The organism is Prauserella salsuginis, from assembly GCF_024648885.1.
In the GTDB taxonomy this organism is placed as follows: Bacteria; Actinomycetota; Actinomycetes; order Mycobacteriales; family Pseudonocardiaceae; genus Prauserella; species Prauserella salsuginis.
The window spans coordinates 189,718-214,051 of sequence record NZ_JANBBF010000009.1; the positions used below are offsets into that span (position 1 = coordinate 189,718).

General features: G+C 68.3%; 19 protein-coding genes and 1 tRNA gene. 12 read left to right on the plus strand and 8 right to left on the minus strand.

Going from position 1 to position 24,334, the window contains the following annotated elements; all coding sequences use genetic code 11:
• The first annotated feature begins 203 nt into the window (after positions 1–203).
• Positions 204–1,568 (plus strand): aminotransferase-like domain-containing protein, encoded by a 1,365-nt coding sequence (locus LY40_RS07660; protein WP_258936365.1) that lies wholly within the window; start codon positions 204–206, stop codon positions 1,566–1,568.
• A 36-nt stretch (positions 1,569–1,604) separates the two neighbouring features.
• Entirely contained in the window at positions 1,605–2,555 is a 951-nt protein-coding gene (locus LY40_RS07665; protein WP_183781010.1) for a D-alanine--D-alanine ligase family protein, read from the plus strand.
• Between the two features lie 146 nt (positions 2,556–2,701).
• Here the strand turns inward: LY40_RS07665 and LY40_RS07670 are convergent, their stop codons facing one another.
• From LY40_RS07670 to rpmH, 8 genes are all read right to left on the minus strand, one after another.
• Complete coding sequence (locus tag LY40_RS07670) at positions 2,702–3,715, minus strand: ParB/RepB/Spo0J family partition protein (RefSeq protein ID WP_183781007.1); 1,014 nt, start codon at positions 3,713–3,715, stop codon at positions 2,702–2,704.
• Positions 3,712–4,578, minus strand: coding sequence for a ParA family protein (locus LY40_RS07675; RefSeq protein ID WP_183785158.1), 867 nt, complete (start codon positions 4,576–4,578; stop codon positions 3,712–3,714). The genes LY40_RS07670 and LY40_RS07675 overlap by 4 nt, the downstream gene beginning before the upstream one ends.
• 115 nt (positions 4,579–4,693) lie before the next feature.
• On the minus strand, positions 4,694–5,401 hold the full coding sequence (gene rsmG, locus LY40_RS07680; protein ID WP_183781004.1) for a 16S rRNA (guanine(527)-N(7))-methyltransferase RsmG: 708 nt from the start codon (positions 5,399–5,401) through the stop codon (positions 4,694–4,696).
• A 1,416-nt stretch (positions 5,402–6,817) separates the two neighbouring features.
• Positions 6,818–7,411, minus strand: a complete 594-nt coding sequence (locus LY40_RS07685; protein ID WP_258936366.1) for a Jag family protein — start codon at positions 7,409–7,411, stop codon at positions 6,818–6,820.
• A gap of 62 nt (positions 7,412–7,473) precedes the next feature.
• Entirely contained in the window at positions 7,474–8,610 is a 1,137-nt protein-coding gene (yidC, locus tag LY40_RS07690; RefSeq protein ID WP_258936367.1) for a membrane protein insertase YidC, read from the minus strand.
• A gap of 4 nt (positions 8,611–8,614) precedes the next feature.
• Positions 8,615–8,956: a membrane protein insertion efficiency factor YidD gene (gene yidD, locus LY40_RS07695; RefSeq protein WP_183780995.1), complete on the minus strand. Its 342-nt coding sequence runs from the start codon at positions 8,954–8,956 to the stop codon at positions 8,615–8,617.
• Positions 8,953–9,342: a ribonuclease P protein component gene (gene rnpA, locus LY40_RS07700; RefSeq protein ID WP_183780992.1), complete on the minus strand. Its 390-nt coding sequence runs from the start codon at positions 9,340–9,342 to the stop codon at positions 8,953–8,955. Before rnpA ends, yidD begins: the two co-directional genes overlap by 4 nt.
• Before the next feature lie 28 nt (positions 9,343–9,370).
• Positions 9,371–9,508 carry a 50S ribosomal protein L34 gene (gene rpmH, locus LY40_RS07705; protein WP_183647447.1) on the minus strand — a complete coding sequence of 46 codons (138 nt, stop codon included), beginning with the start codon at positions 9,506–9,508 and terminating at the stop codon, positions 9,371–9,373.
• A 423-nt stretch (positions 9,509–9,931) separates the two neighbouring features.
• Here rpmH and LY40_RS07710 point away from each other — a divergent pair, with 423 nt between their 5' ends.
• The 10 genes from LY40_RS07710 (at position 9,932) to LY40_RS07755 (ending at position 24,246) form a co-directional block, all read left to right on the plus strand.
• Positions 9,932–10,105, plus strand: coding sequence for a hypothetical protein (locus tag LY40_RS07710; RefSeq protein WP_183785755.1), 174 nt, complete (start codon positions 9,932–9,934; stop codon positions 10,103–10,105).
• A complete protein-coding gene (gene dnaA, locus LY40_RS07715; protein WP_258936368.1) occupies positions 10,098–12,395 on the plus strand; it encodes a chromosomal replication initiator protein DnaA in 2,298 nt (765 codons plus the stop codon). The genes LY40_RS07710 and dnaA overlap by 8 nt, the downstream gene beginning before the upstream one ends.
• Before the next feature lie 1,691 nt (positions 12,396–14,086).
• Complete coding sequence (dnaN, locus tag LY40_RS07720; protein ID WP_258936369.1) at positions 14,087–15,220, plus strand: DNA polymerase III subunit beta; 1,134 nt, start codon at positions 14,087–14,089, stop codon at positions 15,218–15,220.
• Complete coding sequence (gnd, locus tag LY40_RS07725; protein ID WP_228726266.1) at positions 15,217–16,167, plus strand: phosphogluconate dehydrogenase (NAD(+)-dependent, decarboxylating); 951 nt, start codon at positions 15,217–15,219, stop codon at positions 16,165–16,167. Before dnaN ends, gnd begins: the two co-directional genes overlap by 4 nt.
• A gap of 21 nt (positions 16,168–16,188) precedes the next feature.
• Positions 16,189–17,340, plus strand: a complete 1,152-nt coding sequence (gene recF / locus LY40_RS07730; RefSeq protein WP_183780982.1) for a DNA replication/repair protein RecF — start codon at positions 16,189–16,191, stop codon at positions 17,338–17,340.
• Positions 17,341–17,671: 331 nt separating this feature from the next.
• Complete coding sequence (locus tag LY40_RS07735) at positions 17,672–18,229, plus strand: DciA family protein (RefSeq protein WP_258936370.1); 558 nt, start codon at positions 17,672–17,674, stop codon at positions 18,227–18,229.
• 282 nt (positions 18,230–18,511) lie between these two features.
• On the plus strand, positions 18,512–20,476 hold the full coding sequence (gene gyrB / locus LY40_RS07740) for a DNA topoisomerase (ATP-hydrolyzing) subunit B (RefSeq protein WP_183780980.1): 1,965 nt from the start codon (positions 18,512–18,514) through the stop codon (positions 20,474–20,476).
• Positions 20,477–20,549: 73 nt separating this feature from the next.
• Positions 20,550–23,195, plus strand: coding sequence for a DNA gyrase subunit A (gene gyrA, locus LY40_RS07745; RefSeq protein WP_258936371.1), 2,646 nt, complete (start codon positions 20,550–20,552; stop codon positions 23,193–23,195).
• A gap of 44 nt (positions 23,196–23,239) precedes the next feature.
• On the plus strand, positions 23,240–24,055 hold the full coding sequence (locus LY40_RS07750; protein ID WP_183780976.1) for a DUF3566 domain-containing protein: 816 nt from the start codon (positions 23,240–23,242) through the stop codon (positions 24,053–24,055).
• A gap of 117 nt (positions 24,056–24,172) precedes the next feature.
• Positions 24,173–24,246 (plus strand) — tRNA-Ile (locus tag LY40_RS07755).
• Positions 24,247–24,334 lie beyond the last annotated feature (88 nt).

Sequence of the window (24,334 nt, forward strand, 5' to 3'; positions counted from 1 at the left end):
GGCACCGACGGACGCCGCCCGCGCGCCTACCGCACGCGGGGCGAGTAACACGGGCCAGCATATGCCGATGTGACGAGCACGCCAACGGCGGGAGGTGCACTACCACCTGTGGTTACACTCGAACAACTACCCGTAGGTAAAGCACGCGGGCCAGAGTCCAGCCGCCGAACGCTTTCCCCACGAAAAGCAGACGGAAGTATGCCATGAGCGAACCCCAGGTCCCGGATTCGCAGAGCGCGGAGCCGAATCTCCCCGAGGCCAGGCCCGGCACCGAACCGGGCAGTCACACCAACCTCGACCCGCACGTCGAGCGCTACGCCGCCCGCACCGCGGGCATGACGGCGTCCGAGATCCGAGCGTTGTTCGCCGTGGCGAGCCGCCCCGAGGTGGTCTCGCTGGCCGGCGGCATGCCGAACCTCGCCGCGCTCCCGCTCGAGTCGCTGTCGCAGCAGATGAGCGAACTCATCGCCGAGGACGGGCTGACGGCTCTGCAGTACGGCTCCGCGCACGGCGTGCCCGCATTGCGCGAGCAGATCTGCGAAGTCATGGCCATGGAGGGCATCACGGGCCACCCCGACGACGTCGTCGTCACCGTGGGTTCGCAAATGGCGCTGGACATGGTCACGCGGCTGTTCTGCGACCCGGGTGACGTCGTGATCGCAGAGGGACCGTCGTACGTCGGCGCGCTCGGCTCGTTCGCGGCCTACCAGGCCGAGGTCGTGCACGTCGCCATGGACGACGACGGCCTCGTGCCCGAGAACCTCCGCAGCGCGCTCGCCGAATGCGAGAAGGCGGGCAAACGGGTCAAGTTCCTCTACACGATTCCCAACTTCCACAACCCCGCAGGCGTGACGCTCGCCGTCGATCGCAGGGCCGAGATCCTCGAGATCTGCCGGCAGTACGGCGTGCTCGTCATCGAGGACAACCCGTACGGCCTGCTCGCCTTCGACGGGCAGACCTACCCGGCGCTGCGGTCGATGGACCCGGACAACGTCGTGTACCTCGGTTCGTTCTCCAAGACGTTCGCCTCGGGGCTGCGGGTCGGCTGGGTACTCGCTCCGCACGCGGTACGCGAGAAGCTCGTGCTCGCGTCCGAATCGGCGACGCTGTGCCCGCCGACGCTGAACCAGCTCGTCGTGTCGAAGTACCTCACGACACACGACTGGAAGGGCCAGATCAAGACGTTCCGCGAGAACTACCGCGAACGCCGGGACGCGATGATCAGCTCGCTGGAGCAGTACATGCCCGAAGGCTGCAGCTGGACCCACCCCGAGGGTGGGTTCTACGTGTGGCTGACCGTTCCCGAGGGCGTCGACGCGAAGGCGATGCTGGCACGCGCCGTCACCGCCCGCGTCGCGTACGCCTCGGGCACGGGCTTCTACGCGGACGGCCTCGGCAGCAGGCAGATGCGACTGTCCTATTGCTACCCGACGCCCGAGCGGATCCGCGAGGGCGTGCGCCGCCTTGCCGGCGTACTGGAGTCCGAAATGGACTTGATGCGGACGTTCGGTAGCGTCACCACCCGTGCCGTGTCCGGGCCGCAGACCCCCGGACCGGACACGGCCTGATCGACGTTTTCCCTTCAGCCCCAAGGAGTTTCACGGGTGGCCGAACGTACTGTCGCCGTCCTCGCGGGCGGCCTCTCCCACGAACGGGACGTCTCGCTGCGGTCCGGACGGAGGTTGTCGGTCGCGCTGCGCGATGCCGGACTGACCGTCCAGGAATGGGACACCGATTCGAGCCTGATCGGCAGACTGCGCGAGCAGCGGCCCGACGCGGCCGTCGTCGCACTGCACGGCGGTGAAGGCGAGAACGGCTCGGTGCAGACCGTGCTCGAGATGTTCGGCGTCCCGTTCGTCGGCACCCACTCGCAGGGCTGCCGGCGTGCGTGGGACAAGCCGATCGCGAAGGCACTCGTGTCCGGCGCCGGCTTCACCACCCCGGACTGGTTCGTCCTGCCGCACAGCACATTCCGTGAGCTCGGCGCCCAGTCGGTGCTCGACGCCATGGTCGAACGGCTCGGCCTGCCGCTGATCCTCAAGCCGGACCAGGGCGGTTCCGCGCTCGGCGCTCAGGTGGTGCGCGACGCGACGGAGCTGCCTGCCGCGATGGTCGGCTGCTTCGCCTACGGCGACACGGTGCTGGCCGAGCGGTACATCGACGGCACCGAGGTCGCCGTGACCGTCGTCGAAGGCTCGGACGGGCCGCAGGCCCTGCCCGCGGTCGAGATCGTTCCGGAGAACGGCGTCTACGACTACACCGCGCGCTACACGGCCGGGCTGACGGACTTCTTCACGCCCGCACGGCTCGACGACGGCGTCGAGAAAGCCGTGGGGGAGCTGGCGGTGGGTGCGCACCGGACACTCGGGCTGCGCGACATCTCCCGCACCGACGCGATCGTGGCCGCCGACGGAACGGTCCACTTTCTCGAGGTGAACTCCTCACCGGGCCTCACCGAAACCTCCACGGTGCCGATGGCGTTCGAAGCCGCAGGCACCTCGTTGGGGAAGGTGTTCGACGAATTGATCGGACGTGCCGCCGCTCGCGGCAATTGAGCGCCAGCAGCCAGGTCATCACACGACAACGGCGCCCGGAGCAACTTCGCTCCGGGCGCCGTTGTCATCTCACACGGTCGGTGATTCGGCACCACCACGAGTAATCGTCACCGTGACGTAATGACCCGGGGTGATGGGACCTTGGATCACGTGTCCGATTTGCCGTTATTCGGGTCCATCAGGCGAACAATGCGCTCGAGGTCGTCCTTCGACCCGAACTCGACGACGATGCGGCCCTTCCGGCGGCCGAGGTCGACCTTCACCTTCGTGTCGAAGCTGTCCGACAGCCTGGTCGCGAGCTCCTGAAGACCGGGCGCCTCCATCTGCTTGCGCGGCTGCTTCTTCTCCTTCTTCTGCGGACCGTTCTTGTAGAGGGTCACCGCCTCTTCGGTCGCGCGCACCGACAGGCCCTCCGACACGATGCGTCCCGCGAGCTCCTCCTGCGCGTCCGGATCCTCGAGGGAGAGGAGTGCCCGCGCGTGCCCCGCAGACAGAACGCCCGCCGCCACCCGGCGCTGCACGGGGAGGGGGAGTCGCAGCAGGCGGATCGTGTTGGTGATGACCGGCCTGCTGCGGCCGATCCGCGACGCGAGTTCGTCGTGCGTCACGTCGAACTCGTCGAGCAGCTGTTGGTACGCGGCCGCCTCCTCCAGAGGGTTCAGCTGCACCCGGTGGATGTTCTCGAGGAGGGCGTCCCGCAGCATCGCGTCGTCAGTCGTCTGCCGCACGATCGCGGGGATGTGCTCCAGACCGGCCCGCTGCGAGGCGCGCAGCCGGCGCTCGCCCATGACGAGCTCGAACTTGTCGCCCTCGAGGGTGCGCACCACGATCGGCTGCATGAGGCCGAACTCGCGGATCGAGTGTTCCAGCTCGGCAAGCGCCTCCTCGTCGAAGACCTGCCGCGGCTGCTTCGGGTTCCGCTCGATGGAGTCGAGCGGCACTTCGCGATAGACCGCGCCGGCGACCTCGCCTCCGACCGCGGGTGCCTCGTCGATGGCGCCGTTGGCGGCGAACCATCCGCTGTCGTCACCCGCAGGCGGTTTGACGTCGGCCATGTCAGGGACCGGCACATGGGATTCGGCCTCGGGATCGTCCTCGACCGGTCCCGTCGGGATCAGTGCTGCCAGTCCGCGGCCGAGGCCGCCTCTGCGTTCGGTCATTCCTGCTTCCCCTCCACACCGCGTTCGGCGACTTCGCGTGCGGCGTCCAGATAACTCATGGCGCCACGTGAACCGGGATCAAAGGCCAGCACCGTCTGGCCGTACCCGGGAGCCTCCGAGACCTTCACACTGCGCGGGATGATCGTCTTGAGCACGACCTCACCGAAGTGGTTCTTGACCTCCTGCGTCACCTGATCGGCCAGCTTCGTGCGGCCGTCGTACATGGTCAGCAGGATCGTCGAGACCGACAGTGTGCGGTTCAGGTGCTTCTGCACCAGTTCGATGTTGCTCAGCAGCTGGCCCAGTCCCTCGAGGGCGTAGTACTCGCACTGGATCGGGATCAGCACTTCGTGGGCGGCGACCAGCGCGTTCACCGTGAGCAGGCCGAGCGAGGGCGGGCAGTCGATGAAGACGTAGTCGACGTCGAGCTGGGCGAGCGCCTCATCCGTCAGCGCCTCCTTCAGGCGCGACTCGCGGGACTGCATCGACACCAGCTCGATCTCCGCACCGGCGAGGTCGATCGTCGCCGGCACGCACAGCAGGTTGTCGCTCTGCGAGCTCGCCTGCGCCGCCTCGACGAGCGTCACCTCACCGATGAGGAGCTCATACACCGAAGGGGTCCCGGAACGGTGGTCCACGTCGACCGCGGTGCTGGCGTTCCCCTGCGGGTCGAGGTCGATGACGAGTGTCTTCACGCCGTGCAGCGCGAGCGCCGCCGCCAGGTTCACCGTGCTCGTCGTCTTGCCGACGCCGCCCTTCTGATTCGCCACAGTGATGACACGTCGCTTCGAGGGACGCGGCATGAAGCCCTCGTCGGGGTGGAGCACCTTCGCCGCACGGAGCGCCTCCTCGGCGATGGGCATCGATCCGCCGGTCTTCGACTGTCCAGCTGGCGTGGTCACCGGGTCTCTCCCTTCATCGGCGCGTACCCAACGCCGCCGTGTTTCACGTGGAACATGCCTTGCTCGGAACTGCTCGTCATGCGCTCCGCTGTCCCTTCTTCTTCGACCGCTTCCGCTGCGATCCCGGGCGCTGCCCCTTCACCCGCTCGATCACCACGACCGTTGTCGGCGTATCGAGAATGTCGCCACCACACTCGACGATTCGAGGCTCACCGCCACCCGCCTTGGCGACGTCGGTCCGGTCCCGCTCGATCTCCTCGGCGGCGCTGGCGCCCTTGAGGGCAACCAGAGTTCCGGACTCGCGCACCAACGGGAGACACCAGCCGGCGAGGCGGGCGAGGGGAGCGACCGCGCGCGCCGTCACGACGTCGGCGGGATCGAGCTGCGCGCGAACTGCCTTCTCTTCCGCGCGGCCTCGAACCACGGTGACGCCGTCGAGGTCGAGCTCGTCCACGACCTCCTCGAGCCATTCGACACGACGCGCCATCGGCTCCAGGAGAACGATATCGAGATCGGGGCGAGCGATCGCCAACGGTACTCCCGGCAGGCCGGCTCCGGACCCCACATCGACGACACTCGTTTCACGTGGAACCTCATCGCCCAACACGGCCGAGTTGAGTACGTGTCGCTCCCAGAGGCGGTCGAGTTCCCGGGGCCCGATGAGTCCACGCCTGACCCCGTCCTCGCGCAACATCGCCACGAACCGCTCCGCCCGATCGACGTGTTCACCGAACACCGCGATCGCCGCTGTCGGGGTGGTGGACTCCAGTCCGTCCCGGCCCACTACTCAACTCCTCACTGGATTCGCGGGCGTCGCGTTTCACGTGAAACGGCCCGCGTTTGATTGTCCATGAACTCGCGCGCGATCAGAGCCGACAGTCCGAGTATGTGGAGAACTCCAAGCGCCGTTTCACGTCGAACATCGACACGTGGCCGATCTCCGACGTCTCCGCCGCCCCTGTCGCGCAGTCTCCCGTCGCGCGACCGCTGCCGACCGACCGCACAGCCAACGCGGTTGCCTCGACCGATCATAGAAGTGATGGGTTACTCGGCGCCCACAGTGCGCGGCACGGTCAACCACGCCCGCCGACGACTTATCGGAACCGGAACCTCGGTGTAGCGCCGACCATCGATCTCCGCGCGCCGGGGCTTGCGGCCAACTCATTACCCCCTCGGATCCGCCTGCTCCTCGTCCCGGCCGATCGGGGAGTGGCCGTTCGAGGAGTGGCCGCTCCGCGGTCGGGCCGAGCTGCACCGCTGCGGGGCCCGCGGGGGTCGAGACCCACTACCCCCATCCGAACACCGTCCACCCACTCACCAACCCGCCACCCGGCGCAAGGCCGGTCCACTCTCCGGCCCGCCGCTGTCGGTACACCGCGCCCAAGGCTCGAAGGTGCCTCGCCGCCGTGTGCCGTGTCAGTTGCGCCGTCTTCCGAGACACCATCGTCTGCCGCATTGTGGCCACGTGCCGCCGCGCGGCACCGGACACGCCGGCACCCGCTCGACGGGCCCCACCCACTTCGGTTCACGTGGACGGGCAGTTCTCTCCGAAGGATGTTCGGGGCGCGCCTGGCCGGCACCCCGCAACTCACCTCGACGCGGCGCGACTGCCCGCGAACTCCGCCTGCCGCGCGCTCAGCTCATCCGGTGTCGGTGTCGGTGCGTGCACGTCTGTCGATCGCGGTCTCCTGTGTGGGTCTCCTGTGTGGGTCTCCTGTGTGGGTCTCTCGGTGCGGGGATCGGTGCGGGTCTCTCGGTGCGGGGATCGGTGCGGGGATCGGGGCTGACGGGCCGAGCCCGCGAGTCCCCGGGCGACGGCATCGCCCGACCTGCCGATGCCGAGACCGCTATGCGGCGGCCCGCACGGCGCGACACCGACCGATCGACATGCCCCTCCCGCGAGGCGCTGTCCGACACGACCGACACCCACACCCGGCGCACCGCCCGTCATCACCTTCGCCCGCCACATCCCGGCCAACAGGACCGCACTCGTCGACCTCCATTCCGAGGGGCGGCCAGTCGCGTGTGACCGCGCCGGTTCCCGGGTCCCACGCTCCGACTCCAGCCGTCCCGGTTTCACGTGAAACCGGGACCCCCGCAGTCGGACACAGGGGAGTGGCCGACCGACACCGCGGGCTGTCACACACACAAAAGCGGCCCGCCGGAAATCGGCGGGCCGCTTCAGTTGGGAGCGTCGCTATTACTCGGGGACGACCACCACGCGCCGCTTGGGCTCCTCGCCCTCGCTCTCGCTCGTGACGCCCTCGACCTCGGCGACGGCGTCGTGAACGACCTTGCGCTCGAACGGGCTCATCGGCTGGAGCTTCTCCTTCTCGCCGGTCTTCGCCACGTTCTCGGCGGCGGTGCGGCCGATTCGGCGGAGCTCCTCACGGCGGCCCGCGCGCCAACCCGCGACGTCCAACATCAGTCGGCTACGCGAGCCGGTTTCCCGCTGAACGGCGAGGCGAGTCAGCTCCTGCAGCGCCTCGAGGACGGTCCCGCGCGGTCCGACGAGCTTCTCCAGGTCGTCGCCACCGTCGATACTCACGATCGCGCGGCCCGCTTCGACGTCCAGGTCGATGTCACCGTCGTAGTCGAGCAGGTCCAGCAGCCGCTCCAGGTAATCGCCTGCGATGTCGCCCTCCCGGACGAGCAGGTCGTCACCGGACTCCGCGTCGCCGGGCGAATCCGCCGCGACCGTGTCGTCGGGCGCAGTCGTGTCCTCGTCGGCCCCGGCCGCTACAGCCGTGGCCTTCTCTTCTTCCGTGCCGATCACCTCTGCGGTCTCGGACATGTCACTTCTCCTCTCGAGCCCCTCAGGCGAGGTCTGATTGCGGAAGGCGGGCGCCACGCGCGTCAGCGGCGCTTTCCGCCCTTGGACTTCTTGCCCTGACCGGAAGGCCGCTGCTTGTTGCCACCGTTCTTGGCCCACGCACCGCCCTTGGCGCTGTTGCCGCCCTTGGCGCCGATGCCGCCCTTCTGGGCGGAACCGCTGCCGTTCGCGTTGCTCGACGACTTCGCCGAGACCTTGCCGGAGCCCGAACCGGACCCGGATTCGGAACCTGCTTCGGACTCGGAACCGGCTTCGGTCGAGTCGGACGCCTCGTTCGCTGTCTGCTTGTTCTGCGTGGCCGGCTTCTGACCCGGCTGCGGCTTCTTCGGCTTCTGGCCCGGCTTCGGCGCGAGGTTGTCGCGCTTCTCCTTCTCCTCGACCTTCTTCTGCTCTTCTTCGCGGTCGATGCGGCCGTAGACGAAGCGCTGCTGGCCGAGCGTCCAGCCGTTGTTCGCGAGCCAGTAGATGAGCAGGCCGATCGGGAAGAACGCACCGAAGATGAGGACACCGAACGGGAAGATGTACAGCGTCAGCTTGTTCATCATGGCCGTCTGCTGCGTGGCCGACGCCGGGTTCTGGCGGGCCACCGAGTGACGGGCGGTCAGGTGCGTGGCGATCGCGGCGACGATCATCAGCGGGATCGCCAGCGGCGCGACCTCCCAGTGCCACTCGCTCGACTGGCCGGCGAAGCCGAAGTGGTTGATGGCATCACCGATGTTGATGCCGAACAGCTTGGCGTTGACGTACGAGTCGACTTCCGCGGCGTCGAAGAAGTAGTTGTTCTGCCTTCCCTCCTGGAAGTTGCGGAGCACCCAGTTCAGACCGATGAACACGGGAATCTGCAGCAGCATCGGCAGGCAGCTGCCGAGCGGGTTGACCCCGTGCTCCTGCTGCAGCTTGCGCATCTCCGTCGCTTGCTTCTGCCGGTCGTTGGCGTACTTCTTCTGCAGCTTCTTCACCTCGGGGGCGAAGTCCTGCATCTTCTTCATCGACCGGACCTGCTTGACGAACGGCTTGAAGAGGATGCCGCGCACCGTGAAGGTCAGGAAGACAATGCCGAGAATCCAGGAGATGGCGTTGTCCGGCCCGAAGACGAAGCCGAACACCTTGTGCCAGCACCACAAGATGAACGACACGGGGTAGTAGATAAAGTCGAGCACTGAGCTACTCCTCGGTAGATATACCAGGGGGTTGACGCCGGAGGCTGAACGTCTCGGGCACGGGGTCCCGTCCCGGTTCGGTCCACGGACCGCAACGCAGCAGTCTGCGAACGGCGAGGTAACTGCCCCGCGCCGCGCCGTGCTTCGTCAGCGATTCGGCGGCGTACGCACTACAGCTCGGATAGAACCGGCACATCGGGGGCAGGAAGGGTGAGATCGCCTTGCGATAGAAGCGGATCGGGAGCAGCAGGATCCACGCAACCGGGGTAGGTCGCGGAGCCGCATGTGTCGTCTCGTGGTCGCCTGCACGGTCCGAGTGCTCGGCGACCGGCTGCTGCTCATTCACACCGTTCGTCCATTGCTGTCGCGGGAGGCCTCCGGTGCGGCGCTCGTCGCACCGGCAAGCTTCAACCGCCGCAAGGCCGCGTCGAGGTCCGAGCCCAACTCCGCACTGCTCGCCTTCGCAGCCGGCGGAAGCGCTCGTACGACCAACGCGCAACCGTCCGGCAGGGTTCCGAGTCGGTCCGCGACGAGGTGACGCAGACGCCGGCTGACCCGGTGCCGCACCACGGAATTGCCCACGGCCTTACTCACGACGAACCCTGCCTTCTTCCGCTCGCCGGACTCGGCGAGCGCGTGCAGCACAAGGCGGCGGCGCCCGGCTCGGACGCCGCCGCGCATGACGGCACGGAATTCCTCACTGCGCCGCAGGCGAGCGTCGGCGGGAAGCACGCGCGCTCGGACCCGGCCGCAGGCGAGGTCAGGCGGACAGCTTCTGACGGCCCTTGCGACGACGGGCGGCCACGATCGCGCGGCCGGCCCGCGTACGCATCCGCAGCCGGAATCCGTGGGTCCGCGCGCGTCGACGGTTGTTCGGCTGGAAGGTGCGCTTGCTCACGGCGTCATTCTCCTGGTCTGGCGACGTACAGGTCTGTGGTCGCCCCCGGACCTCGTGTGCACCACGGGCGCCGGCGCGATAGTCTCCGAACGGATGACCTCGTCGGCCGGGTGGCCGTGACGCCGCGGTGTCGGCGGCAGACCTTTCAAGGGTACGCACCCGGCCGCCCATCCCTGACACCGCCCCCTGCGGCAGGCCTGCTGCTCACGGATCCGGTTCGAATGGCGACACGCCGTCGACCATGGAATCCTTGCTCGAATGAACCGCTTGTGGCATGGACCAGCGCTTGTTAGCGTGCCTCTTCTCAACCCACGAAGATGAGGGGCAGGCGCGGCGTCGCCGATAAGTGGGAGACTGGGCGAGCGACACACGGACCCGCGAGTAGGAGGGCTCGTGGGGCAGCCGTACATTAATGCACAACCTGTGGACAACTTGTGGATGCTTCCTGCGCTCATGCCGCCGGAAGCCCCGTTCGACCTGCACCGCTGCCGTCTCGGACCGGCGATCGGCGAGCACGTGCTCACGAACGTCGACAGGGTGAAATGCGCAGGCCACGTGGATGAGGTCGAGGGGAGGGGAGCAGAGCAGGGTGTCTGAGCAACAGCTGAACCTGGGTTCCGTGTGGGAACAGGTCGTCAAAGAGCTGTCCGACGGCACGCTCTCGCCCCAGCAGCGCGCCTGGATGCGTGTGACCCGGCCCATCGGCCTGCTCGACGGCACCGCCCTGCTCGCCGCACCGAGCGACTTCGCCAAGGAAGCGATCGAGCGCGCGCTGCGCGAGCCGATCACCGCCGCGCTATCGCGCAGGCTCGGCCGCGAAGTCTCACTCGCCGTCAAGGTCGACTCCGCCGAGAGCGCGCCCGCACCGAACGGGCCCACCTCCCCACCTCAGTACTCCTCGCCGGGTCAGCATTCCCCGGCGCCGCACTCACCGGCGGGCCGGATGGAGGGCACGCTCACCCCGGGGAGTGGCGACACCCCCGATGTGCCCCAGCACGCGGCCGGTACGGACGCGGCGACGTCCGCCACATCCCCGGCGTCCCCGCAGGGTTCCGGCGCCAACGGCCCGTCCGGGGCACCTCGCGTCCCGCAGACGTCGGCCGCCGAGGAGACGATGGTCATGCCGACCATCCCGCCGATCCGCGACGACACCCCGCCACCGCCCGGAGTCCCGTCGAGCGGCTCCGCTTCCGCGGGGAACGCCTCCCAGTCGGGTTCGGGCGCAACCGGATCGGGGTCGGCCGAGCAGTCGCCGCGCCGGCACCAACCGGGGCAGTCGGCTGCGTCACAGGGCAGGCGGCCGACGCCCTACCCACAGCAGCCCGGCACCCCCCGGCATTCCGCACCTCAGCAGCCGGGGTCACAGCAGCCGGGATCGCAGGCCGGGCCGCAACAACCAGGGTCGCAGCAACCCGCTCCCCGGGCCGGCGGGCAGAACGGCGGCCCGGCGCACCCGCCGGGACAGCAACAGCACGCGTCCGGGCGGCAGTCCTCGGACGGAAACAATCCCGCGGGGCAGTCCGCCCAGTCGAACCCGCGCGGCCACGCCGGACAGACCCGGTCCACGGGCGAGACCCCGGCCGGGCCGGGCTCGCAGGCGACCGGCGGCTCCGCCGAGACTTCGCAGCACTCGGGAAGGCGTTCGCCATCCAGCGGCACGCAGCACTCCGGGAGCGGATCGGCCTCGGCGCAGTCGGCCGGTCAGTCGCGGCTCGAGGCGCTGGCCGATTCCGACGAAGAGGTCGACGAGGAAGGCGAGGCGTTGGCGGCCGCCAACGAGATATGGCCGTCGTTCACCGGGCAGCCGACCGCGGGCCAGCCGTACACCGCGCCTGCGCAGCCGCAGACGTCGAAGACGAAGCTGAACGAGAAGTACACGTTCGACACGTTCGTCATCGGTGCGTCCAACCGGTTCGCGCACGCGGCCGCGGTCGCCGTCGCCGAAGCGCCGTCCCGCGCCTACAACCCGCTGTTCATCTGGGGTGAGTCCGGCCTCGGCAAGACGCACCTGCTCCACGCCGTCGGGCACTACGCCCAGCGGCTGTTCCCCGGTATGCGCGTGCGGTACGTGTCGACCGAGGAATTCACCAACGACTTCATCAACTCGCTGCGGGACGACCGCAAGGTCGCGTTCCAGCGGCGCTACCGCGACATCGACATCCTGCTCGTCGACGACATCCAGTTCCTCGAAGGCAAGGAAGGTACTCAGGAGGAGTTCTTCCACACCTTCAACACGCTCCACAACGCGAACAAGCAGATCGTCGTCTCGTCCGACCGCCCTCCCAAGCGCCTCGAAACGCTGGAGGACCGGTTGCGGACGCGGTTCGAGTGGGGCCTGATCACCGACATTCAGCCGCCCGAGCTGGAGACGCGGATCGCGATCCTCCGGAAGAAGGCGGCCCAGGACCGGCTCGACGTGCCCGGTGATGTGCTCGAGTTCATCGCCGCGCGCATCGAGGCGAACATCCGCGAACTCGAAGGTGCGCTCATTCGTGTCACTGCGTTCGCCTCGTTGAACCAGCAACCGGTGGACGTCGGCCTGGCCGAGATCGTGCTGCGCGATCTCATCCCGGACTCGCAGGCGCCGGAGATCAGCGCCTCCACGATCATGGGTGTCACGGCCGAGTTCTTCGACGTGACGGTCGACGACCTGTGCGGGCCCGGCAAGACGAAGGCGCTCGCCACGGCGCGGCAGATCGCCATGTATCTGTGCCGCGAGCTGACGGACATGTCCCTGCCTCGCATCGGGCAGACCTTCGGCGGCCGCGACCACACGACGGTCATGCACGCGGACAAGAAGATCCGCAAGGAGATGGCCGAACGGCGCCGCATCTACGACCAGGTGCAGGAACTCACCTCCCGCATCAAGCAGCGCGCGCGCCAGTAACCACGCGCCGGCCCCGCCCGCCGACGTAGGCCCCGCCCTGTCGTGTTGCGGATTCCAGGGCTCGTGTTGCGCCCTCCGGGGACCGTGTTGCGTTTCCCGGGGACCGTGTTGCGGGTTACCAATGGCGGTGTTGCGGGTTCCCAGGGGTGTTGCGGGTTCCGGACCGACCGACACCTCCACCGACGCGCTGTGCAGTCACCGCGTGTTCTGCATCCGGCACCGCGTGTTCTGCGCCCAGCACCGCGTGTTCTGCATCCGGCACGGCGGCATCGGCCATCCGCCTACCCGCTGACCGGCACTCGACGAGCTGACGTGCGCCTGCCGTGTGCGCTACACCCGGCACCCGGCAGACGGAGCACCCACCTGCACGGCCGCCGGACACGTCGCCCGCGTCACCGGATCCGAATGCCGACCACGTCCGCACCCCGGGCCCCGCCTCGCACCCTGCCTCGGAGCCGGCGATCGAGACGCGGTCGGGACGCGGTCGAGAGGTAGCCGAGAGGCAGCCGAGAGGCAGCGGGCGGGAGGCGGGCCGACGCGTTGGATCGCCGTCCGGTGAGGGCCGGTCGGGCTGCGGTCGCCGCACGATCCAGGTGCCCGACCGGCTGTGTGCGGCGTTCGTCCGGCGGGGCCCGGATGGGGATGCAGCGCCGTTCACGGCGTCGTTCCGAGTCGGGCCGGTGGTCTGATCCGGCTCCGAGGCAGGGTGCGAGGCCGGCTCGGCCGACCGGAACCGCTCCCGACAGACCTCGAACCAACGCCCGGAACCCTCCGGAACCGACCGCGAACCGGCCCTCGAACCGGCCGCGAACCCGCCGGGAGGCCGTCTCGAGGCCCGTTCGGCCGATCCGTCCACTGTGCACAGGCGACCTTCGTCGGGTTCCGCTTCACAACGCGAAAACCGTTCGCTCCCGATCTCCGGCCGGGTTATCCACCGGACGTCCACAGCATCCACAGGGTTGTCCGCATCCTGTTCGCAGGATGTCCACCGACGCGCTGACCGCAACGCCGCAGTACAACCGGCTCCGTCTCGCCGTACTTGTGCACGAACGAGCAGGGAAAACATCCCCACTGTGTGGAAATCCTTGTGTGCCAAGAAATCCGTCACCCCGACGGGCGATCTGTCTCACGTCGGCCGCGCACAGGTCTTGGGCACAACCGTCCCCACAACTGGGGATAACCATGGGGACAACTGTGGGCCACCTGAGGACGGTTCAAACCACCCACATCGACCCCTGATTGGTCCACCGGTTGCCGCCCCCTGTCCTCCACACGCCGCCACGCCTGCCGACCAGGGCGAACGAGCCGCGTCCACACAACTCACAACGCTTACTACTGCGGCTGGACAAAAGATCTCTCTTAGAAGAACAAAAGAAAAAGAGAAGGGCGCCTGAAGATGGGGACGAACCCGCTCGGAAGCCCCTGGCCCGATATGACCCGCGGCGGTCCCAGGCTCTACCGTGGAGACCCACACATCCGGTCCGCTCGAGCAGCGGCTGTCTCCATGTCGGTCGGGTCCGGTCCGCATCCGGTCCGACGGCGCAGATGCATCGACATGTCGACAAGCTGTAGGTTGGCGGACCCGCTACAGCCACGGTCCGGGCTCGTCTCGAACCACGAGAGGAGTCGGCAGGTGGTCGTTTGTCGTCTTTCGAGCTACGGCGGCTCGGGCCGTCGAAAGGATGGGCGCCATGAAGATCCGCGTCGAGCGTGATGGCCTCGCTGACGCCGTTGCCTGGGTGGCACGCAGCCTCCCGTCCCGGCCGCCGGTTCCGGTGCTGGGCGGAGTGCTGCTGGACGCCGGTGGTGACGGCGGTTCCGATGCGCTGACGGTGTCCGGTTTCGACTACGAGGTGTCGGCGACGGTCGGGGTCCCCGCGACGATCGCCGACGGCGGGCGCACGCTGGTGTCCGGTCGATTGCTCGCCGACATCACCAAGGCGCTGCCCGCTCAGCCGGTGGAGATCGCCGTCGACGGGGCACGTGCCTCGATCACCTGCGGTAGCGCGCGGTTCTCCCTGCCGACGATGCCGGTCGAGGACTATCCCCAGCTGCCCGCCCAGCCGGATCTGGCCGGCGAGGTCGCGGGTGAGGCGTTCGCGCAGGCGGTGGCCCAGGTCGCCGTCGCTGCCGGGAAGGACGACACGCTGCCGATGCTCACCGGCATGCGCGTCGAGATCTCCGGCGAGAACCTCACCCTCGTCGCCACGGACCGGTTCCGGCTGGCGATGAAGGAGTTCAACTGGTCGCCCGCCCAGGAACTGGGTGACGCCTCCGTGCTCGTGCCGGCCCGCACGCTTGCCGACGCGGCGAAGTCGCTGGGTACGAGCGGGTCGACGGTTCAGGTCGGACTCGCCAGCGGCGACGGCCTGCTCGGCCTGACCGGTTCCGGCAAGTACACGACGACGCGGTTGCTCGACGCCGAGTTCCCGCCGTACCGCCAGCTGCTGCCGAGCGAGCACAGCTGCCGCGCCGTCATCGACGTGTCGACGCTCACCGAGGCGATCAAGCGGGTGTCGCTGGTGGCCGAGCGAGGGACGCAGGTACGGCTCGAGTTCGGTGACGGCTCGCTGCGGCTGTCGGCGGGTGGCGACGACGAGGGGAGCGCCGAGGAGGAGCTGCCCGTCGACTTCGAGGGCGAGCCGGTGGCTATCGCGTTCAACCCGGGCTATCTCGCCGACGGTCTCGCCGCGTTGCACGCCGACCGTGCGGAGCTGACGTTCACCACGCCGAACCGGCCCGCGCTGATCAAGCCGGCTGACGAGAACGGCGACGTGGTACCCGGCTATCTGTACTTGCTCATGCCTGTGCGCCTGCCCGGCTGAACCCGCCCAGCAGACGCAGCAGCAAGCACACGCAACTACCAAGGGAAAGCATTTCGATGGTGCAGCTCGGACTGGTCGGCCTCGGAAAGATGGGTTTCAACATGCGCGAGCGGCTACGCGCCGCCGGGCACGAGGTGGTCGGATTCGACCAGAACCCGGACGTCAGCGACGTCTCGTCGCTCGCGGACCTGGCCAAGACGCTCGACGCGCCGCGCATCGTGTGGGTGATGGTGCCCGCGGGCGAGCCGACCAGGGCGACGGTCGCGGAGCTCGCCGGTCTGCTCTCGAGCGGCGACCTCATCATCGACGGCGGTAACTCGCGGTTCACCGACGACAGTCACAACGCTGCGGTGCTCGCCGAGCAGGGTGTGAAGTACGTCGACGTCGGGGTGTCCGGCGGCGTGTGGGGCAAGGACAACGGCTACGGCCTCATGGCGGGCGGTGACGCCGAGGACATCGAGCGTGCGATGCCGATCTTCGATGCGTTGCGCCCGGAGGGGCCGCGGGAGGAGGGCTTCGCCCACGCGGGCGGTGTCGGTGCCGGTCACTACGCGAAGATGGTGCACAACGGCATCGAGTACGGCCTGATGCAGGCCTACGCCGAGGGCTTCGAGCTACTCGAAGCCTCCGACGTCGTCGACAACGTGCCCGGTGTGATCAAGGCGTGGCAGCGCGGCACGGTCGTCCGGTCGTGGCTGCTGGACCTGCTGATCCGTGCGCTCGAGGAGGATCCGGACCTGGGCGAGCTCGAAGGCTACGTCGAGGACTCGGGCGAGGGCCGGTGGACGCTCGAGGAGGCGATCAACAACTCGGTGCCCGCGCCGGTCATCTCGGCGGCGCTGTTCGCGCGGTTCGCCTCACGCCAGGAGGACTCGTCGGCGATGCGTGCCGTGGCCGCGCTGCGAAATCAGTTCGGCGGGCACAGTGTCAAAAAGGCCGGCGAGTGACGAAGGCAGCCGGATAACGACGTGTACATCCGTCACCTGCAGGTGACCGATTTCCGCTCGTGGGATCACGTCGATGTGCCGCTCGAGCCGGGCCCGTCCGTGCTGGTCGGGCAGAACGGACGAGGGAAGACGAATCTCCTCGAGGCGATCGGTTACGTCGCCACGCTCTCCTCGCACCGGGTCGCGACCGACGCGCCCCTGGTGCGGCAGGGATGTGAACGCGCACTGGTGCGGACCGCGGTCGTGAACGAGGACCGGGAGCTGACGGTCGAGCTGGAGATCGCGGCGGGCCGTGCCAATCGGGCGCGCGTGAACCGGGGTGCGGTCGGCAGACCGCGGGATGTGCTGGGGATCCTGCGCACGGTGCTGTTCTCACCCGAGGACCTCGCGCTGGTGCGGGGGGACCCGGGTGAGCGCCGCAAGTTCCTCGACGAGCTGCTGGTGCAGCGCGCGCCGCGCTACGCGGGGGTGCGATCCGACTACGACAAGGTGCTCAAGCAGCGCAACGCCCTGTTGAAGTCGGCGGGAAAGAAGCGCGGTGACGATCCGTACGCGGCGTCGACGCTGGACGTGTGGGACGACCACCTGTCGAAGGCCGGGGCGCAACTGCTGGCGGCGAGGCTGAATCTCGTGGCGGATCTGGCACCGCACACCGCGGAGGCCTACGCGGGAGTGGCACCGGATTCGCGGCCCGCGCACATCGCCTACCGGTCGAGCCTGGGCGAGGCGTTGCCGGAGGGGTACGGCGAGCCGAGCGGGGAGCGGGCCGATCCGGAGCGGCTGGCCGAGGTGCTGCGGGTGGCGCTCGGCGAGTCGCGGGCGGCGGAGCTGGAACGTGGGGTAAGCCTGGTCGGACCGCACCGCGACGAGCTGGACCTGGTGCTCGGTGACACTCCGGCGAAGGGGTACGCGAGCCACGGCGAGTCGTGGTCGTTCGCGCTGGCGTTGCGGCTCGGTTCGTACGAGCTGTTGCGCGGTGAGGCAGGGGGTGAGCCGGTGCTGATGCTCGATGACGTGTTCGCCGAGTTGGACAAGCGGCGGCGGGCGCGGTTGGCGGAGGTCGCGCTGAGTGCCGAGCAGGTGCTCGTGACGGCCGCTGTGGATGAAGACGTGCCGACCGAGCTGACCGGCATCCGCTATGCGGTCGCGGAGGGTGAGGTAACACGTGACTGACAGCACCCGCAATACGGGAAACCGGCGACGCGGCGTGACCGACAGCACAGCTAAACGTCGCCAAACTGGGGATAAGTCTGTGGACAGTGTGGATAACACCCTGGATTTGTTATCGCAGTGGGTAACCGCAGACCGTGATCAGCAGGTCAATACTCCCCGCGAGGGGGGATACCAGGACGAAAGGTCCGATCGAGCGACGGAGCGTGACCGTACCGCACCGACCGGAGCAGTCTCCGACGCGGGGGCGCCTACCGCATCTGGGGACAAGCCGCACGCCGACGGCCGCGGTGGCGCTCCGTCCACAGGTCGTGCACACTCCGCAGCCACCGACGTGGACCGGGCAGGTGCCCCGAAACCACCGGAGACCGCGGAAAGTGGACGCGACCTGGCGCACTCGGTCCTGAAGGCCGCCCAGGACCGCGCGAAGACGCGGGGTCACGAACCGGGCAGGCGTAAGCCGGGCGCACCGGGCAAGCAGGGTCAGACGGCGCAGAACCCCCGCAGGCGCCGGTGGTCGGGTGCGGGCGCCGACGAGCGCGACCCGCAGAGCCTCGGCCGGATCGCGGCGCGCATGGCGACGCAGTTCGGCTGGAGCGACCGCCTGGCCGGGGGACACGTCTTCGGCCGGTGGGCCACCCTCGTGGGTGAAGACGTGGCGGAACACGCCCAGCCGGTGAGCCTGACCGACGGAGAACTGGTGGTCAGGGCGTCGTCGACGGCGTGGGCCACACAGCTGCGGTTGCTGCAGCGGCAGCTCCTCGCGAAGATCGCCTCCGGGGTGGGACACGGCGTCGTCAAACGCATGAAGATCCAGGGCCCTGCCGCTCCGAGCTGGCGGAAGGGGCCACGTCATGTGTCCGGCAGGGGGCCGCGTGACACGTACGGCTGACCCCCACCGAAGAGCGGGCGCCCGATTTCTCCGAGACGCGGCGGCGCTGATCGGGTCAGCCCCGGGACCCGATCAGGGTCGAGATCGTCGCTCTCTGGCGAAATCAGACGTGTCCTTGATGCATGTGAGCGAGACTGGCCAAGTAAACTAGGACCGGTGGGCCGGATCGGCGCGCGGAAACCCCGTGTGAGCGCGTGCGAGACGGTGAGCCGAGAAGGTGCCCGCGCCCCAGAATTCCCCGCGCGCGTGCGCGTGTGGCGATGGTGAGGAGAAGTCAGGCCGGTGGCAGAGAACGAGAACGAATACGGTGCGTCCTCCATCACGGTCCTCGAGGGTCTCGAGGCCGTCCGCAAACGCCCCGGCATGTACATCGGGTCCACCGGTGAGCGCGGCCTGCACCACCTGATCCAGGAGGTCGTGGACAACTCCGTCGACGAGGCGATGGCGGGGTACGCGAGCAAGGTCGAGGTCACGCTCATGGCCGACGGCGGCGTCCGCGTCGTCGACGACGGCCGCGGTATCCCGGTCGAACTGCACCCGAAGGAGCAGCGCCCGACCGTCGAGGTCGTGCTGACGGTGCTGCACGCGGGCGGCAAGTTCGACAGCGACTCGTACGCGGTCTCCGGTGGTCTGCACGGCGTCGGCGTGTCCGTCGTCAACGCGTTGTCCACCGCGCTCGACGTCGAGATCCACCGCAACGGGCGCAAGTGGACGCAGCACTACAAGTACTCCGAGCCCGGTGAGCTCGTCGACGCCGGTCCGTCCGACGCCTCCGGCACCACCGTCACGTTCTGGGCCGACCCGGGGATCTTCGAGACCACCGACTACAACGCCGAGACGGTCGCGCGCCGGTTGCAGGAGATGGCCTTCCTCAACAAGGGCCTGACGATCGTGCTGCGCGACGAGCGGGTGCCGGACGAGAACGGTGAGGACGCCGCGGGGGAAGCGGCCCGCATCAAGGAGCGCACCTACCACTACCCGGGCGGGCTCGAGGACTTCGTCAGGCACATCAACAACACGAAGGACCCGATCCACCCGACGATCGTCAGCTTCGAGACCGCCGGTGACGGCCTCGAGGTCGAGGTCGCGATGCAGTGGAACAACGGGTTCACGCCCTCGGTCTACACGTTCGCCAACACGATCAACACGCACGAGGGCGGTACCCACGAGGAGGGCTTCCGCGCGGCGCTGACCCGCGTGGTGAACGCCTACGCGCGCGACAAGAAGCTGCTCAAGGAGAAGGACGCCAACCTCACCGGCGACGACGTCCGCGAGGGTCTGACGGCGATCATCTCGATCAAGGTGGGCGAGCCGCAGTTCGAGGGCCAGACCAAGACCAAGCTGGGCAACAGCGAGGCGAAGACGTTCGTGCAGACCAACGCGAACGAGTGGCTGTCGGACTGGTTCGAGCGGAACCCGACCGAGGCCAAGACCATCATCAACAAGGCCATTTCGAGTGCGCAGGCCCGCGACGCCGCGCGTAAGGCCCGTGACCTGGTGCGCCGCAAGGGCGCGATGGACATCGGCGGACTGCCGGGCAAGCTCAAGGACTGCCGCTCGACCGACCCCGAGCAGTGCGAGCTCTACATCGTGGAGGGTGACTCCGCCGGCGGTTCGGCCAAGGAGGGCCGGGACTCGATGTTCCAGGCGATCCTGCCGATCCGAGGCAAGATCATCAACGTCGAGAAGGCCCGCATCGACCGCGTGCTGAAGAACGCGGAGGTGCAGTCACTGATCACCGCGCTCGGCACCGGCATCCACGACGAGTTCGACATCTCGAAGCTGCGGTATCACAAGATCGTGCTGATGGCCGACGCCGACGTCGACGGCCAGCACATCCGCACGCTGCTGCTGACGCTGCTGTTCCGGTTCATGCGCCCGCTGATCGAGCACGGCTACGTCTACCTGGCGCAGCCGCCGCTCTACAAGATCAAGTGGCCGCGTGCCACCGCGGAGTACGCCTACTCCGACCGCGAGCGGGACGGCCTGCTCGAAGCGGGCGCCGCGGCCGGCAAGAAGTTGCCGAAGGAAGACGGTATCCAGCGGTACAAGGGTCTCGGCGAGATGAACTCGGACGAGCTGTGGGAGACCACGATGGACCCGACGAACCGGGTGCTGTTGCAGGTCAGCCTCGACGACGCCGCTACGGCCGACGAGCTGTTCTCCGTCCTGATGGGCGAGGACGTCGACGCCCGCCGTTCGTTCATCACCCGTAACGCCAAGGCCGCCGGAATGCTCGACATCTGATCCGCCGAGTCCGCAGCGGACCCCCGTCCACTCGCGAGCCATCCGGATCAGGCGTGAAAGGAACCAACCAGCCGTGACTGAAACTCTGCCCCCCGACGGCCAGCACGGTCGTGTCGAGCCGGTCGATCTCCAGCAGGAGATGCAGAACTCGTACATCAATTACGCGATGAGCGTGATCGTGTCGCGAGCGCTGCCGGACGTGCGCGACGGGCTCAAGCCGGTGCATCGCCGGGTGCTGTACTCGATGTACGACTCGGGTTTCCGGCCCGACCGCGGGTACAACAAGTGCTCCCGCGTCGTCGGCGACGTGATGGGCAATTACCACCCGCACGGCGACTCGGCGATCTACGACGCTCTCGTGCGCCTGGCGCAGTCGTGGTCGATGCGCTACCCGCTCATCGACGGCCAGGGCAACTTCGGCTCTCCGGGCAACGACCCGGCCGCCGCCATGCGGTACACCGAGTCCCGCCTCGACCCGCTCGCGATGGAGATGTTGCGGGAGATCGACGAGGAGACCGTCGATTTCTCCGATAACTACGACGGGCGGACGCGCGAGCCGGACGTGCTGCCCAGCCGGATCCCGAACCTGCTGGTCAACGGCGGTTCGGGCATCGCGGTGGGCATGGCGACGAACATCCCGCCGCACAACCTCCGCGAGGTCGCCGACGGCGTCATCTGGGCGCTCGACAACCCGGAGGCGGGCGAGGAGGAAACGCTCGCCGCGATGATGCAGCGCATCAAGGGGCCGGACTTCCCGACGCGCGGCCTGATCCTCGGCACGCAGGGCATCTCCGAGGCTTACCGCACGGGCCGCGGCTCGGTGCGCATGCGCGCGGTCGTCGAGGTGGAAGAGGACAACAAGGGCCGCGCGACGCTGGTCGTCACCGAGCTGCCGTACCAGGTCAACCCGGACAACCTCGTCGAGAACATCGCGACGCTGGTGCGCGACGGCAAGCTCACCGGCATCGCCGACATCGCCGACGAGACCAACTCCCGCAGCGGTATGCGCATCGTCGTCACGCTCAAGCGCGATGCGGTCGCCAAGGTGGTGCTGAACAACCTCTACAAGCACACCCAGCTGCAGTACAACTTCGGCGTCAACATGCTGGCCCTGGTCGACGGCGTGCCGCGCACGCTGCGGCTCGACCAGATGATCCGGCACTACACGAACCACCAGCTCGACGTCATCGTCCGGCGCACCAGGTACCGCCTGCGCAAGGCCGAGGAACGCGCCCACATCCTGCGCGGTCTGGTCAAGGCGCTGGACCAGCTGGACGCGGTGATCGCGCTGATCCGGCGCTCGCCCACGGTCGACGAGGCGCGCACCGGTCTCATCGAGCTGCTCGACATCGACGAGATCCAGGCCACCGCGATCCTCGACATGCAGCTGCGCCGCCTGGCCGCACTGGAACGTCAGAAGATCATCGACGAGTTGACCGAGATCGAGGCGAAGATCGCCGATCTCGAGGACATCCTCGCCAAGCCCGAGCGGCAGCGGCAGATCGTCAGGGACGAGCTCACCGAGATCGTCGAGAAGTGGGGCGACGAGCGCCGCACGAAGATCATTCCTTACGACGGCGACGTGTCCATCGAGGACCTGATCGCCGAAGAGGACGTCGTCGTCACCATCACCCGCACCGGGTACGCCAAACGCACCAAGACGGACTCGTACCGTTCGCAGAAGCGCGGCGGCAAGGGCGTGCAGGGCGCGACGCTCAAACAGGACGACATCGTCCAGCACTTCTTCGTGTGCTCCACGCACCACTGGCTGCTGTTCTTCACCAACAAGGGACGCGTGTACCGCACGAAGGCCTACGATCTGCCCGAGGCTGGCCGCAACGCCCGCGGCCAGCACGTGGCGAACCTGCTGGCGTTCCAGCCGGACGAGGAGATCGCGGGCGTCATCCACATCCCGGACTACGAGGCGGCCGACTACCTGGTCCTGGCCACGCGGAACGGTCTGGTCAAGAAGTCCAAGCTGACCGACTTCGACTCGGCGCGCTCGGGTGGGCTGATCGCGGTCAACCTGCGTGAGGGTGACGAGCTCGTCGGCGCGGTGCTCGCCTCGGCCGACGACGACCTGCTGCTCGTGTCCGCGGAAGGCCAGTCCATCCGCTTCCACGCCACGGACGAGACGTTGCGCCCGATGGGCCGCGCCACGTCGGGTGTGCTGGGTATGCGGTTCAACGAGGGTGACGAGCTGCTCAAGATCAGCGTGGTCAAGCAGGACACGTTCCTGCTGGTCGCGACCGACGGCGGGTACGCCAAGCGCACCGACATCGAGGACTATCCGGTGCAGGGCCGCGGCGGCAAGGGTGTGCTCACCATTCAGCAGGACCGCAAGCGTGGCAGGCTGGTGGGGGCACTCGTGGTCGAGTCCGACGACGAGCTGTACGCCATCACCTCCAGTGGCGGGGTCATCCGGACGCGTGCCGACGACGTGCGCAAGGCCGGCAGGCAGACGAAGGGTGTTCGCCTGATGAACCTCGACGAGGGAACGACCCTGCTGGCCGTCGCGCGCAATGCCGACAAGCCTTTGGACGTCCCCGACGAGGGGGCCGCCGAGGATGCGGACGGCGCGGCTGATGGTGCTGTTACATCGGATGCGGCAGCCTCGACGGAAGGGGAGACCGACTCCGCCCCTGCCGACATCGAAGAGGCTGTGGACGCCGATGACGCGGCCTCGGAGGGCGGAGCCGCCCAGGACGAGCAAGAGTAAACGGTAGGCACGAGACGCAAGCGCGGACGAGGGACTGACCGGTAGTGACACCACCCGACAACACCGAACAGCGCGGCGCCGACGCGGGTACCGACGACGAGGTCGCACCGCCGTGGCAGCGGGTCGCGAAGGATGTCGACGCCGTGTCGGAATCCGACGGTGACGGCTTCGGCCAGCGCTGGTCGTCGGGCGAACTGCCCGCCGACGAGGCCTCATACCAGTCGGCGTCGTACCAATCGACCGCGTACCAGTCGGCCGACCAGCAGCCGACGGAGCAGTACGCCGCGGCTTCCGCGGGAGCCGACTACTCGGGCAGCGACGCCGACACGCAGGTGGTGAGCGGTACCGCCGCGGGCAGACTGTTCGGCGGCCGTGGGCCCGAGGCCGGTGACGACCAGCTCGCCTCCCCCGAGGGGGTCGGCGCCGCGTCGGGCTCCGGTGGAGGGTCGAAGCGGTCGACGCCGGTCAGTGCACTGCGCAGGCCGGGCCGAGGGCCGCGTCGCGCGAGCCTCCAGGTCAAGCGGTTCGACCCGTGGTCGGTGCTCAAGCTGTCGCTCGTGCTGGGTGTGGCGCTGTTCTTCATCTGGCTCGTCGCGGTCGGTGTGCTGTACACCGTGCTCGAAGGCATGGGTGTGTGGGACCAGATCAACGGCACCTACACCTCGCTCGTGCAGGGAGAGGCCACCGAGGGTGTGGGCGACCCGTTCATCACGGCGCCGAGGGTGTTCGGCATCGCCGCCATCGTCGGTGCCGTCAACATCGTGCTGATCTCGGCTCTGACCACGGTCAGCGCGTTCATCTACAACGTGTCCGCCGACCTCGCCGGTGGCCTCGAGGTGACGCTCTCCGAGCGGGAGTGACGAGCGGCGCGATGGCGTGTGACGGGCCATGACGGGCGGAGCGATGAGTCGGACGACGGCGAAGCGACCCCGCGTCAACCCCGTAGTGGCGGTGAGGTAGAGTTTTCATCGCTGCACGGGCCCATAGCTCAGGCGGTTAGAGCGCATCGCTGATAACGATGAGGTCGGAGGTTCAAGTCCTCCTGGGCCCACCGCACGTCAACGCCCCCTCTCCTAACCGGGAGAGGGGGCGTTGGTAGTAGCAATGAGTGTTGAGGCGCCTCCTGCTCCATGCGGGAG